Source organism: Otariodibacter oris (genome assembly GCF_009684715.1).
Classification (GTDB): domain Bacteria; phylum Pseudomonadota; class Gammaproteobacteria; order Enterobacterales; family Pasteurellaceae; genus Otariodibacter; species Otariodibacter oris.
On record NZ_CP016604.1, the window covers coordinates 91,225 to 104,531 of the forward strand.

13 protein-coding genes are annotated in these 13,307 nt (G+C 36.3%); 8 read left to right on the forward strand and 5 right to left on the reverse strand.

The genetic code is table 11. The annotated features are described in order from the left end of the window. From fabG to A6A10_RS00455, 4 genes are read right to left on the reverse strand one after another with little or no spacing between them, the layout of a single operon-like run. A complete protein-coding gene (gene fabG, locus A6A10_RS00440) occupies positions 1 to 729 on the reverse strand; it encodes a 3-oxoacyl-ACP reductase FabG (protein WP_121122946.1) in 729 nt (242 codons plus the stop codon). Further along, entirely contained in the window at positions 726 to 1,175 is a 450-nt protein-coding gene (locus tag A6A10_RS00445) for a hotdog family protein (protein WP_121122948.1), read from the reverse strand. The genes fabG and A6A10_RS00445 overlap by 4 nt, the downstream gene beginning before the upstream one ends. 1 nt (position 1,176) lies before the next feature. Continuing rightward, the gene (locus A6A10_RS00450) at positions 1,177 to 2,388 is read right to left on the reverse strand and encodes a beta-ketoacyl-ACP synthase (protein WP_121122950.1); all 1,212 of its coding nucleotides are present in this window, start codon (positions 2,386 to 2,388) and stop codon (positions 1,177 to 1,179) included. A gap of 8 nt (positions 2,389 to 2,396) precedes the next feature. Next, a complete protein-coding gene (locus A6A10_RS00455) occupies positions 2,397 to 2,876 on the reverse strand; it encodes a hypothetical protein (protein WP_121122952.1) in 480 nt (159 codons plus the stop codon). Between the two features lie 368 nt (positions 2,877 to 3,244). On the opposite strand from A6A10_RS00455, the gene A6A10_RS00460 reads away from it, so the two are divergent. From A6A10_RS00460 to buk, 7 genes are all read left to right on the forward strand, one after another. Further along, positions 3,245 to 4,342 (forward strand): thiamine pyrophosphate-dependent dehydrogenase E1 component subunit alpha, encoded by a 1,098-nt coding sequence (locus A6A10_RS00460; protein WP_121122954.1) that lies wholly within the window; start codon positions 3,245 to 3,247, stop codon positions 4,340 to 4,342. A 1-nt stretch (position 4,343) separates the two neighbouring features. After that, positions 4,344 to 5,321: an alpha-ketoacid dehydrogenase subunit beta gene (locus tag A6A10_RS00465; protein WP_121122956.1), complete on the forward strand. Its 978-nt coding sequence runs from the start codon at positions 4,344 to 4,346 to the stop codon at positions 5,319 to 5,321. Between the two features lie 11 nt (positions 5,322 to 5,332). Further along, a complete protein-coding gene (locus A6A10_RS00470; protein ID WP_121122958.1) occupies positions 5,333 to 6,670 on the forward strand; it encodes a dihydrolipoamide acetyltransferase family protein in 1,338 nt (445 codons plus the stop codon). Position 6,671: 1 nt separating this feature from the next. Continuing rightward, positions 6,672 to 8,084: a dihydrolipoyl dehydrogenase gene (gene lpdA / locus A6A10_RS00475; protein WP_121122960.1), complete on the forward strand. Its 1,413-nt coding sequence runs from the start codon at positions 6,672 to 6,674 to the stop codon at positions 8,082 to 8,084. An 11-nt stretch (positions 8,085 to 8,095) separates the two neighbouring features. Then, the gene (locus A6A10_RS00480; RefSeq protein ID WP_121122961.1) at positions 8,096 to 9,145 is read left to right on the forward strand and encodes a PTS sugar transporter subunit IIC; all 1,050 of its coding nucleotides are present in this window, start codon (positions 8,096 to 8,098) and stop codon (positions 9,143 to 9,145) included. A 73-nt stretch (positions 9,146 to 9,218) separates the two neighbouring features. Continuing rightward, the gene (locus A6A10_RS00485; protein ID WP_121122963.1) at positions 9,219 to 10,133 is read left to right on the forward strand and encodes a phosphate acyltransferase; all 915 of its coding nucleotides are present in this window, start codon (positions 9,219 to 9,221) and stop codon (positions 10,131 to 10,133) included. A gap of 20 nt (positions 10,134 to 10,153) precedes the next feature. Further along, the gene (gene buk, locus A6A10_RS00490) at positions 10,154 to 11,221 is read left to right on the forward strand and encodes a butyrate kinase (protein ID WP_121122965.1); all 1,068 of its coding nucleotides are present in this window, start codon (positions 10,154 to 10,156) and stop codon (positions 11,219 to 11,221) included. Here the strand turns inward: buk and A6A10_RS00495 are convergent, their stop codons facing one another. Further along, entirely contained in the window at positions 11,222 to 12,112 is an 891-nt protein-coding gene (locus A6A10_RS00495; protein WP_121122967.1) for a LysR family transcriptional regulator, read from the reverse strand. It abuts the gene before it with no gap. An 88-nt stretch (positions 12,113 to 12,200) separates the two neighbouring features. On the opposite strand from A6A10_RS00495, the gene A6A10_RS00500 reads away from it, so the two are divergent. Next, the gene (locus A6A10_RS00500; RefSeq protein ID WP_121122969.1) at positions 12,201 to 13,238 is read left to right on the forward strand and encodes a serine hydrolase domain-containing protein; all 1,038 of its coding nucleotides are present in this window, start codon (positions 12,201 to 12,203) and stop codon (positions 13,236 to 13,238) included. Positions 13,239 to 13,307: the final 69 nt, after the last annotated feature.

The following is a 13,307-nucleotide window of genomic DNA, read 5'->3' on the forward strand; positions in this document are numbered from 1 at the left end:
TTAGCAAAGCCCACCATTTACTGCGATGACTTGTCGCGTAATATAGCCCGCATTCTCATCCATTAAAAATTGAACGGCATGAGCGACTTCTTCTGGGCTACCCATTCTTTGAGAAGGGATCATTTTAATTATTTCATTAATCGGGACATTTTCATCTAAAATATCTGTATCAATCAATCCAGGAGCAACACAATTTACCGTAATTTTACGTTTTGCCAACTCAACTGCGAGAGCTTTTGCCGCACCAATAATTCCTGCTTTTGAGGCACTGTAATTCACTTGTCCACGATTACCAATTAACCCAGAAACTGAGGTAATACAAACAATTCTACCTGCTTTTCGACGACGGATCATTGGCATCATAATAGGATGTAATACATTGTAAAAGCCATCTAAATTGGTACGTAAAACGCTATCCCAATCATCATCAGTTAATGCAGGAAAGGCATTGTCTCTTGTTAAGCCCGCATTTAATACTACCCCATAATAAGCGCCAAAATTTTCCACATCCTCAAGTAATTGCTTGGCGACTTCTTGACGATCACTCACATCAAATTGTAATACGCGAGCATCTTGACCTAAATCTCTAACAGACTGAGCCACGGCTTCTGCTTCTTCAATTCGGCTACGGCAGTGAACAACGATGTTGTATCCTAGTTTGGCAAGTGTTAAGGCAATTGCTTTGCCAATGCCTCGACTGGAACCTGTTATAAGAACTGTTTTACTCACTTTTCCTCCCTAGGACTAAATACATTTAATGCACCTTCTAAAATAATCTTATTTTCTGTTAAATCTATTAATTTGGCATCGAATACACCAAATCCTGTTGCATCTTGAATGGACATCTTTATCTGAATTTGCAATTTTGAACTAATAGGGATTTCTTTGGTATGAACATACAGTTTACGCGTTCCTAATAAATACCCTAAACTAATGGGTCTATTGGCTAATATATCTTGGCAGCCTGACCACGCAGCAATACCTTGAGCCATAATTTCAATACCAGCAAATGCTTCTAATTTTCCGTTCTTTATCAAGATGTGATTTTCTCGAATTTCACTTTCAGCTATTAAAAAGTCATCACCAAAGTCTGTGATTCTATCAATTAATACCATGCTTTCACTATGGGGGATTAACGGCTCAACATTGATAATAGGGCAAGTTAGCTCGATCATTTTATTCTCCTAAAATCAATACGGTGTTATTTCCACCAAATGCAAAGGAGCTACTTGCACCAATACGTTTACTTTGTTTCCACATACTTGTTGAATCAGTAATAGACAATGCGGGTAATTCAGGATCTATTTTCTTATCCCATAATTGAGCAGGTAATTTGCCTTCGGGATTATATCGACGGCTAATTATTCCCCATAAAATAGCGGCTTCAATAGCGCCAGCAGCACCTAACGTATGCCCTGTGTATGGTTTTGTTGTTGTACAAGCGGTCTGATCACCAAATACTTTTGCAACTGCAATGGCTTCCATTTGATCATTATGAACGGTTCCTGTGCCATGCAAATTTATCCACCCAATCTGGTCTGGATGAACATTCGCTGAATGCAGTGCATTTTGAAATGCTGAAATAGCACCTTCACCTTCTGGATGGGGGGAGGACATGTGGTAAGCATCGCTACTTGAGCCATATCCCAAAAACTGAATGGATTGATCATCTAAGGGCTCTTTTGTCATCACAAATGTAGCGGCACCTTCTCCGATATTAATTCCATTTCTGTTGATTGATAACGGATTTGTTTGTTGTTCTGATAAAACAGATAAAGAACCAAACCCACTCACCGTGAGTGGTGAGAGGGTATCGACGCCACCGCAAATAACCGCATCACATAAATTATTCTTTAATAGACGAGCTGCACTAATTAGAGCTTTAGAACCAGAGGTACAAGCTGTTGATATACCATAGGTTAGCCCTTTTAACTGATACACTTCAGCAATAAAATCTGCAGGCGCAGAGAAATACTGCTGTTGCTGATTAAATTCTTCTTTTGCATCATGATGTGCCGCAACATTTTTAAAAACAGTGATATTTTCATCAACACCTGTTGTTGATGTTCCGATCACAACAGCAATTCGAGAAGCACCAAAATGATCAATGCATTGTTTAATATAAGTTTCTATTTGTTCTAAGGCATGCCACAACAATTGATTATTTCGGCTATGGTGCAATGGATTTAAATTTTGAGGGAAAGGGCGGAAATCAATATTTACTTCCCCAAATGTTCCCTCTTTTCCCGATATCTGAGAAGAAGAAAATACGCGATCAGAAAAATGTAATGTTTTACTTTTTCCTTCTAATAACTTATCTATGTGGGTTTTAATTCCTTCACCTAAACTGCTGATAATCGCTGGTGGAGTTAAAAATAATCTTTCCACTTATTCTCCTATTGTGCCATTTCTTCAATTAACCATTCAGATTTTGGTAACTGGATATAAATATTGTGACCTTGTTTTCCAATTTTCCAAGCTTGATGCCTATTAATGAAATAAGTGTTTATATCAGGCCCATAAACTATCTTACTAAAAGAAAATAATGGATGATTTGGATTTAAATATGTAGCAATTGCAGAAAAAAGCCATTTAGCTTCAGCATTTGGCGGGACAAATCCATCGTTTTGCCACCCATCTTTAGTCAATAAGACTCGGCTAAGTGGAATGCCCAAAGGATCTGTTTGTACCCAACGCCATTGCTGATCTGAAAATTGGATAACTAATAAACTTGTTTCAACTTTTGGGCTATTCTGCTCGACTTTGAACATTTTACTTTCTTGTGCTTGTTCCGGTAATTCTATAACTGTTGGTAATGATGAACAAGCTGAAAGTAGAGAAAATATAGATAAAACAAATAGATACTTTAAGTGCATATGTAGGCCCTTGTATGTGAGGTAGTGTATTATAACTCTTACTCATCGGATCTCTCAAAAGATTAGTAAAAAAGAATATTATTTTCTGATTGGATTTACTTAAAAATATTTAAAACGACTTTCTCTTATATAATTAATTTATTATTTAAATTTATTTTAATCATAAAGTAGTAAGCCTATCTTTTATATTTAATAATATATTTTAATTAATAAATTAAATAATAAGATTTAAAATATATATTTACTGATTATTTAAATAAAAATTTTTCCTTATAGTGATATAAGAAATAAGAAGTTTACTTGTTAAATATAAATCAATACTATCCCTGAAGCTCTAATATTTTATAAGTGAAGAAGAGGAGACTGCCGTGAAAATTAGTAACTTAAAATTTACTGAAATAACAGCATCATATGGTGACACTTTTCCTATGTACCAGATTTTAGATGAAAAAGGAAAAGTTGTTGATAAAGATGCAATAAAAGATTTAACAGACCAAGAATTAGTTACATTAATGGAAACGATTACTTGGGGACGAGCAATGGATGAACGTGTGATTTTGCTAAACCGTCAAGGTGCATTGAGTAACTATGCGCCAGGTGGTGGACAAGAGGCAAGTCAGTATGGATCCCTGTTAGCACTAGATAAAAAAGATGTTTTTGCTCCAACTTATCGAGATGTTTTAGTGGGCGTTAAATTTGGTATGACCTTAACACAAGCATTTCTTTGGTATAAGGGTCATTTTGCAGGAAATCAATATCCTGATGATGTACATATGTATTCTCCGAATGTTATTGTCGGAGGTACGGCTATTCAGGCATTAGGTAACGGAATCGGTAAACGAATGAAGGGTGAAAAACAAATCGCTTTAGCCCTTATGGGAGACTCTGCTACTTCACAAGGTGACTTCTATGAAGCGCTTAACTTTGGTGGTGTATTTGATGCTCAATTAGTTGTTGTTGTGCAAAATAATGGCTATGGAATCTCAGTACCAACTTCAAAACAAACTAAAGCAGAAACTCTTGCACAAAAAGCAGTAGCAGCGGGTATTCCTGCTATCCGTGTAGATGGTATGGATCCAGTTGCAGTTTACTATGCAGTTAAAAAAGCGCGTGAATTTGCTATCGAACATGGTCCTATCTTGATTGAAAATGTAACTTACCGTTTTGGACCTCACACAATGTCTGATGATCCTAAACGTTATAGAGACGATGCTGAAGTAGAAGAATGGCGTAAAAAGGATCCTCTAATCCGTCTTGGAAATTACCTCACTGAAAAAGGATTGTGGAGTAAAGAAAAAGTAGATGCAATTTACGAAGAGGTTAAAAATCAAGCTAAAGATGCACTAGCAGAAATGGCAAAAGCCACACCACAAAAAATTTCTGATTTCTTGAAATTTATGTATGCAGATCAACCACAAAATATCAAAGAACAAATTGCCTACCACGAAGCTAAGGAGGAAAACTAATATGTCCGTTCTTACATTAGCACAAGCTGTTACCGAAGGCTTACGAGAAGCCATGAAAAAACATGATAATACATTAATTTTTGGTGAAGACGTTGGTAAAAATGGTGGCGTTTTCCGTATTACTGCGGGTTTACAAGATGAATTTGGTGAAAAACGTGTATTTGATACGCCTTTAGCTGAATCAGGTATTCTTCATATGTCTGTTGGTCTTGCTCAAGAAGGTTTTCTTCCTCTTCCAGAAATTCAATTTTCTGGATTTATTGTAGAAGCGATGGATGCTCTAATTGTTCAAATTTCACGTCAACGTTATCGTTCAGGAGGAACAAGAAAAGCGCCAATCGTTATTCGTGCGCCTTATGGTGGAGGGGTTCATACGCCAGAAATGCACTCTGATAGCTTGGAAGGTATGTTTGCTCAAATTCCAGGTTTACGTGTAGTTATTCCATCATCAGCTTATGATGCTAAAGGATTACTATTATCAGCGATTGAATCTGAAGATCCTGTATTTTTCCTAGAACATCTTCGTTTATATCGTACAGTTAAAGATGAAGTTCCTGAAGGTTATTACACAGTACCTTTAGATAAAGCGAATGTTGTTCGTGAAGGTAAGGATGTTACTTTAATTGGTTACGGATTAATGATTCCTCTTGCTGTCAAAGCTGCAGAACAATTAGAAAAAGAAGGAATCAGTGCAGAAGTTATCGATCTCAGAACTGTTTCACCAGTTGATTATGAAACTATTGAGAAATCTGTTGCTAAAACTCATAGAGCTATAGTTCTCCAAGAAGCACAACGTCAAGCAGGTATCGCTGGACAAGTAATGTCAGAAATTGCAGAGAGAAACTTTATGGATCTGGATGCGCCAGTTGCTCGTGTCACAGCACCAGATACCATTTTCCCATTCGGTTTAGCAGAAGATGACTGGTTACCAAGTACAGAAGATATCGTTGCTAAAGCGAAAGAAATCGTAGAATTTTAGGAGGACATAGAATGTATCAATATATTTTACCTGATGCAGGAGAAGGGACACATGAAAGTGTAATCATGTCTTGGGCAGCTAAAGTCGGAGATAAAATTACTGAAGATCAAGTTCTATTAGAGATTGAAAGTGATAAAGCTGTTGTTGAATTACCAAGTCCTATCACTGGTTATTTAGCAAAAATCTATGTCGAAGCAGGTGATACAGGTATTGTTGGTGAACCTATTGCGGATATTGCAGAAACAGAAGAAGAGTTAAAATCTTATTTAGCAGGAGGCGGAGCAAGTTCAGCGCCAGCACCTAAAGCTGAAAAAACAGAAGTAGCAACATCTGAAGTAAAAGAGACTGAAGTTCCAAAAACAGATTCTGTTCCAGAAATCGTAGTTAAAGAAGTTGATGATAGTGTTGATGTACGCACATTAGCTGTTCCAAGAGTAAGACGTTACGCTCGCTCAAAAGGTGTTGATATCCGTGCAATTCAAGGTACAGGAAATCATGGCAAAGTTACTATGGAAGATGTAGATAACTTCTTAGCTCATGGTCCTTCAGTTAAAGCAAGTTCTGCTAAAGATGATGCTAAATCTGAACAAACTGCAGCTACAGCAAGTACTCAAAAAGTCGTATCAGGCGAAGAATATCCTGAAGTTGTTGAAAAATTATCATCAATGCGCCGCACTATTGCTGATGCATTATCTAAGAGCAGTACAGAAGTTGCTCAGGTTACCGTATTCGATCAAGCTGAAGTTGATGCTTTAGTAGCACATCGTAACAAGATGAAAGTTCTTGCAGCAGAAAGAGATATTAAATTAACCTTCACTCCATATTTAGTTAAAGCGTTAGTTGGAATGTTAAAACAATTCCCTGATCTTAATGTATCACTGGATATGGATAAAAATGAAATTAGCCACCATCAATACTACAATATTGGTGTAGCAACTGATACTCCAAGAGGATTAGTTGTGCCAATGATTCGTCATGCAGATCGTAAGAGCTTATTTGACATTGCTAAAGAGATTTCAGAAATTGCTCAAAAAGCACGTGATGGAAAAATTTCAGCATCTGATATGGGTAAAGGTTCTATCTCTGTTACAAACGTAGGTGCGGCTGCAACTGCGGGTGTTTGGTCAACACCAATCATTAACTTACCTGAAATTGCTATCTTAAATGTTGGACGTATTGATAAAGTATTTGTTCCTGATGAAGAAGGCAATCCAGTGCTTAAACAGGTGATGAAAATTTCATTTGCCTTTGATCACAGAGCTATTGATGGGGTTTACGCTCAAAAAGCAATTAACCTTCTTAAGAAATACCTCAGTGACCCAGATTTATTATTAGCGGAAGGAGGTTAACATGGTAGTTGGTGGATTAACAAATGAGGTGGATACCATTGTTGTTGGTTCTGGTCCCGGTGGATATGTTGCCGCTATTCGAGCCGCTCAATTAGGTCAAAAAGTTGTTATTGTAGAAAAACAATATATTGGGGGAGTGTGCCTCAATGTAGGCTGTATTCCTTCTAAAGCATTGATCCATATTGGTCATGAGTACGCTAAAACTAAGCACCCTCAGCCGTTTGGTTTAACTGTAAGTGATAGTCAGTTAGATTTTACCAAAGCGCAAGACTGGAAAAATAATGAGGTTGTTTCTAAGTTAACAACGGGTATCAAAACATTATTGAAAAAAAATAAAGTCACTATCATTGAAGGTGAGGCTCACTTTGTCGCAAAAGATACGTTATTTGTCACACCTAAAGATGGGCTTGGAGAAGGTTATCGTTTTAAAAATGCAATTTTAGCGGTTGGAAGTCGTCCAATTGAATTAAAAGCATTCCAATTTAATGATGACATTTTAGATTCAACAGGGCTTCTCAATTTAAGTGCGATTCCAAAAGAATTAGCTGTTATTGGTGGTGGTTATGTCGGAATGGAATTAGCAATGGCATATGCTAATTTAGGTAGTCATGTTACTGTTTTAGAAGGTCAAGATAGTATATTGAATGGCTTTGAAAAAGACTTAATTAAACCAGTTTTGGAAGAAGCTAAGAAATTGAATATGACAATCTTAACCAATGCTAAAGCATCTCGCTACGAAAAAGACGATAAAGGACTTCATCTGTTCTACCAGGTAGGTGATAAAGAAGAAGAGCTTGTTGCTGATAAGATTGCTGTTTTAGTTGGTCGTCGCCCAAATACAGATCAAATGAGTATTGAATTATCTGGTATTGATTTAGATGAAAAAGGATTAATTCCAGTTAATGAACAAATGCAAACAAATCAAGAGCATATCTATGCAATCGGTGATATCACCGCTGGACCTGCATTAGCACATAAAGCATCATACGAAGCGAAAGTGGCAGCAGAAGCTATTTCAGGCGTCGAAGGTGTTGCGGCAGACTATCTCGTTATTCCAACAGTAGCTTATACTCAACCAGAAATTGCGACTGTAGGATTGACTAAAGCACAAGCAGAAGAAAAAGGAATTTCACCTAAGGTTGCGACTTTTAGATTCGCAAGTAATGGTCGAGCTTTATCAATGGATGAGCCAGAAGGTTTTGTTCGCTTAATTTCTAATAAAGAAACCAATCAATTAATTGGTGCTCAATTAGTGGGTCCTGGTGTTAGTGAATTAATTGGTGAAGTGACTTTAGCTATTGAGAATTTATTAACAGCTGAAGATATCACTCTTACTATCCACAATCACCCAAGTTTATCTGAAACCATCATGGATGCTAGTGAAATATTACTAGGCCATGGTATACACCAATAGAGAAAAAAACTATGGAAAATAAATTATCTGCCAAAGAATTTGCCATGAATGTGCTCAACGGTGTTGCAACCGGGACTGTTATTGTATTGATTCCCGGAGCATTACTCTCAGAGCTCGTTAAAGTTTTAATTCCAAGTATGCCTTTCTTGGCTCCTTTAGCTTGGGGACTATCTGTATCAAATGCAAGTATGGGACTTGTTTCTGGCTTCTTAGTAGGACTAAATTTTAAATTTAATCCTATTCAGGCAGCTGCGTTGGGTCTTGCTACATTATTTGCATCAGGTGCCATTGCGCTTAGAGATGGAGCCATAGTCATTGTTGGAGCTGGAGACATAGTCAATATGTTGATTGTTTCAGCATTTGGGGCAGGAATCATCTTATTAGTAGGAAATAAATTAAGAGCTTATACTATCTTAGTTATTCCACCATTAATGATGTTGGTTGTTGGACTTCTTGGTAATTTATTACTCCCTTATGTTTCTAAGGTTACACAGCTTGTAGGTGTAGGTGTTGCACATCTACTCGTTTTAGAGCCTCTCGTTATGTGTATCCTTCTTGCTATTATTTTCGGTATATTAATCGTATCACCGATTACTTCTGTTGGAATTGCTTTAGCAATTTCCTTATCAGGCGTTGGGTCAGGTGCAGCTAATCTAGGTATTTGTGCAACAGGCTTTGCTTTTGCTATGCTTGGCTGGTCTGTGAACTCACGAGGAACCTCCATTGCTCATTTTATAGGGTCTCCTAAGATATCTATGCCGAATGTTGTTAAAAATCCTAAGGTATTGTTACCAGTTATGTCAGCTAGTGCTTGCTCTGGAGTTTTAGCATACCTATTCAATATTCAAGGAACACCTATGAGTGCGGGATTTGGATTCAGTGGGTTAGTTGGTCCAATTAATCATCTAAATTTAGCCGATGGAGGCTGGTCTGCAACGAATCTACTTATTACTGTTTTAGCTTTTGCTGGCGGACCAATTATATTCTCATTAATTTTTAAACATTTATTTATGAATGTTTTCAAAATAGTGACTCCTGAAGATTATCGTCTAAATATTTAAACACTTAAAGTATATGCCTCCCTCAAAATATCAGGCAAGAGGGAGGCATATTTTTTTATTAGGGAGGAATCTTATGTCTTTATTAATCGATAAATTATTAGAAGCTAGACCAGAAATTAAAAATGTAGATAAACCAATGGCATTAGTCGTGGTTAAAGCAGCTGATGATGAAGTACTTTCTTGTGTAGAGAGAGCCATCTCAGAAAAAAGAATTTATGCATATCTGATTGATGATGAAAATAAATTAAAAGAAAAACTGAGTAAATATAAAGTGGATGAAAATTCCTATGAAATCATCAATATTGCAGATGATCAAGAAGCTGCATTTAAAGGTATAGAGTTAGTTCGTCAAGGAAAAGGGGATGCTATCCTCAAAGGACACATTTCAACTGGGAAAGTATTGAAAGAAGTTGTTAATAAGGAAACAGGTATTCGTAAAGCTGATACATTATCTCATGTTGCAGTATTATCAATGCCATCGCTTAATAAACTTATTTCAGTCACTGATGGAGGTTTGATCTTACAAGCTGATAAAGACAATGCAAAAGTCATTATTGCTAATGCAACCCAAGTTATGTCAGCATTAAATATTTCTCCTGTCAAAGTTTCTCTTTTATCTGCTGCTGAGAATGTTATTCCTAAATTACCTTCTTCAGTTATGGAAAGTGAATTAGTTGAAGAATATAAAAATCAAAATGAAATTGTCGTAGAAGGGCCCCTTTCAATTGATCTTTCGCTTTCAAAAGAAAGTGCAGAAGAAAAAGGATATGAAGGAAAGATCCAAGGTGATGCAAATGTCTTAGTCGCTCCTGATATTGTTACAGGTAATGTCCTATCAAAATCACTTATTTTATTTGGTGGTTCAGAGATGGCAGGGCTTATCATGGGAGCTCAAGTTCCAGTTATCATTACTTCAAGAAGTTCTAGTTTCGAAGAAAAATACGCATCACTTTTGCTCTCACAAATCATAATGTTAGATGCTAACTAATCACAGAATAGGAAATTGACATGAAAAATATAATTGCAATTAATCCTGGTGCAACTTCTACAAAAATTGCATTTTATCAAGATAATAAATTAGTTTGGAAAGAAGATATTTTATATGAATCTGAAGCATTAGATAAATTTGATAAAGTTTTTGATCAATTTGATATGCGTTTAAAAGATATTGAAGAATACCTTTCTAAACATGGTATTGATAAGATTGATGTTGTAGTAGGAAGAGGCGGACTAATTGGTCCAGTAAAACCAGGTGCTATCTTAGTTACTGATGAATTAATCAATCACTTACAATTTAACCCTGTTGTGGAACATCCATCAAATATCGGTGCAAAATTAGCAAAATCTCTAATGGACAAATATGGAAATGGCGGTCCTGCTTATGTTTATGATCCAGTAACCGTTGATTCTATGCGCGATGTATCTCGTATAACTGGAATTAAGGGGATTGAGCGTACATCGACAGGTCACCACCTTAATATGCGTGCAGTTGCGCGTAAAGTCGCTGAAGATTTAGGCAAGCCATATAATGAAATCAATTTAGTTATTGCTCATTTAGGTGGCGGTTCAACGGCTAGTGCCCATGAAAAAGGTGAAATCGTTGATTTTGTATCAGATGATGAAATCATGTTTTCAGCAGAAAGATCGGGTGGAATGCCTTTAAAATCAATTGTGAAAAAAATCAAAGAAATGGGCATAGATGATTTCAATCATCTCGCTCGTAAAAAAGCAGGACTTCAATCTCTATGTCAAACAGCTGATTTGAGAGTAGTAGAAAAACGAATCGAAGAAGGGAATAAAGAAGCTGCATTAGCATTTGATGCAATGGCATTGGGTATCGCTAAGACATTAGCTGCACTAGCGACAAGTGTAAATGGTCCTATTGATATGGTTTGTATGACAGGTGGTATGGCTCATTCTAAAGCACTATGTGAAGCTGTTTCTAAACGTGTATCATTTATTGGTCCATTTAAAGCCTATCCAGGAGAGTTTGAGCTAGAAGCACTTGCTCTTGGTGGACTTCGTGTGGCAAACAAGGAAGAAAGCTACCAAGTTTTGGAGTTTCCAAACAAATAATTATTGATGTTTAATGGCTTCAATGAATTGATTAATTATCAATGAATTGTGAGCCATATTTTTACGATAAGCCAATCCTTGCTTGTATTGGCTTTGAACATCTTGAATAGGAATCCAAACGATATTGCTAATAGAACAACTAAATTCCTTGAGTTCTTGAGGAAGAATTGTTACCGCATTCAATTTATTCAGACTATGAAGAAGAATTTCAAAGTCATCATGAGTTAGAATAATTTGATTTGATATTCCCAATTCACGGCAGCGTTTTTTCGTCAGTTCTCCTAAAGCAAAATTCTCGCTGAGACTAACGATATTAGAGTCTTTTATATCTTTAAAAGTTACACTGCTTTTGGATGCAAGGGGATGATCTTTGGTAACAACTAAACAAGCAGAATAACTAGAATTATTGATTCCGATAGGATCAATAATGATGTCTTGCTCTACTTGAGGGAAAGATAAAATACCTACATCAATTTTTTCTTGAATAAGAAGGTGTTGTAATTTCATTGAGCCTTCTTGGACAATTCGGACATCAATGGATGGGTTTTTACGGATAAAACGAGAAATTTGGTCAATAAATTGAAGCATAGTAAGAAAAGTAACACCAATAGTAAGAGATTGTCTTTCTTGCTTGGATTTGTTTTGAATATCGGCTACTAATTTATTAAACTCGTGAACTAATGGTTCTCCTCGCTCTAATAACATTTTCCCCATTTCGGTTAAGTGGAGTCGATGATTATGGTACACAAACAATTGAGTGTTAAGTTCATCTTCCATTTTGGAAATGGATTGTTTTAATGCAGGTTGAGAGACAAAAAGGCTTTTTGCTGCATGCGAGTAGTTTTGAGTTTTGGCAATCGCAATAAAATAAGAAAGTTGGCGAATATCCATAAATTAAAGTACCTTTTTTATAAGCATATAAAGCTCATTCTAACAATCGGTCTTTACTATAGTGAAAGAATTATCAGAGGAACGTAATATGCAACAGACCAATTTAGCACGTATTTTTGATAATTTTGTACAAAAAAATAAATTACCAAAAGCGATGATACGTATTCAAAAGCGTAATGATGATAATTTCATTCAGTTATCTACGAATGATATGACAGATCATACGCCATTTGTTTTGGCTAGCGTGACCAAGCTATGGATTACGACACTTATTCTCCAACTTATTGATCAGAAAAAACTAGATTATCAGGGCATTGTAGCTAACTTCTTTCCAAAAGAAAAGTTAAGAGGGTTACACCATTACTTAGGTAAAGATTACACACAATCAATTACGATTGAAGATCTACTTTTTCAGAGAAGTGGCTTGCCGAATATTTTTTATGAAGAACCAGTCTTGCTGAGAAATCGGATAAAACATGAAGATTTTGCTTATGATTTCTCAGATTTAATAGACTGGGTTAAACAGACAGAATCTCACTTTGTACCAGGTAGCAAATCCTCTTATTACGCCGATATTAACTTTGCTTTATTAGGTGCAATTATTGAAAAAATTACTCACCAATCCTTAGATGATTGTGTTGATAAATACATTTTTAGACCATTAGGACTTGATTACTCATTTTTACCGAGTAGCGAATTTGCTGCAATTCCACCGCTTTACACGGGAGAAGAATACTTAGATAGACCTAAAGTCATCTCTTGCGGGCAAGGTGCTGGCGGTGGAATATCAACAACAGCCGATCTCATGGTCTTTATCCAAGCTTTCCTTGAAGGTCGTCTATTTGAACAACACCACTGGGGAAAATTAGCCGATTATCTCCCACTACAAGAAGACTATGCTCCAGTAGAGTATGGTGGCGGACATATGAAAATAAGTATGGGCGAAAGACTGTATTTTTATGGCCATTCTGGATTATCTGGCGCCTTCGCTTTCTATTGCCCGCAACTAGAAGTTTACTTAACTGGAACAACAGATAATGTCGGCCAACCTTCATTATGTTTTCAACTACTCTATCTCATTCTCATTGAGTTAGAAAAATTAGGGAATAAACTAAAAAATAGTTAGGGTAGAATAGTGTAAATACTTATTTATATAAGATTAAAGTGTAGGTAATGCATGTTTTATTACCTACAC

What these genes read in the sequence shown, in the direction of transcription:
- A6A10_RS00500 (WP_121122969.1), top strand. Translation starts at nt 12,201, where the DNA reads ATGCAACAGACCAATTTAGCACGTATTTTTGATAATTTTGTACAAAAA.
- A6A10_RS00465 (WP_121122956.1), top strand. Translation starts at nt 4,344, where the DNA reads ATGTCCGTTCTTACATTAGCACAAGCTGTTACCGAAGGCTTACGAGAA.
- A6A10_RS00480 (WP_121122961.1), top strand. Translation starts at nt 8,096, where the DNA reads ATGGAAAATAAATTATCTGCCAAAGAATTTGCCATGAATGTGCTCAAC.
- A6A10_RS00470 (WP_121122958.1), top strand. Translation starts at nt 5,333, where the DNA reads ATGTATCAATATATTTTACCTGATGCAGGAGAAGGGACACATGAAAGT.
- A6A10_RS00485 (WP_121122963.1), top strand. Translation starts at nt 9,219, where the DNA reads ATGTCTTTATTAATCGATAAATTATTAGAAGCTAGACCAGAAATTAAA.
- buk (WP_121122965.1), top strand. Translation starts at nt 10,154, where the DNA reads ATGAAAAATATAATTGCAATTAATCCTGGTGCAACTTCTACAAAAATT.
- lpdA (WP_121122960.1), top strand. Translation starts at nt 6,672, where the DNA reads ATGGTAGTTGGTGGATTAACAAATGAGGTGGATACCATTGTTGTTGGT.
- A6A10_RS00445 (WP_121122948.1), bottom strand. Translation starts at nt 1,175, where the DNA reads ATGATCGAGCTAACTTGCCCTATTATCAATGTTGAGCCGTTAATCCCC.
- A6A10_RS00455 (WP_121122952.1), bottom strand. Translation starts at nt 2,876, where the DNA reads ATGCACTTAAAGTATCTATTTGTTTTATCTATATTTTCTCTACTTTCA.
- A6A10_RS00495 (WP_121122967.1), bottom strand. Translation starts at nt 12,112, where the DNA reads ATGGATATTCGCCAACTTTCTTATTTTATTGCGATTGCCAAAACTCAA.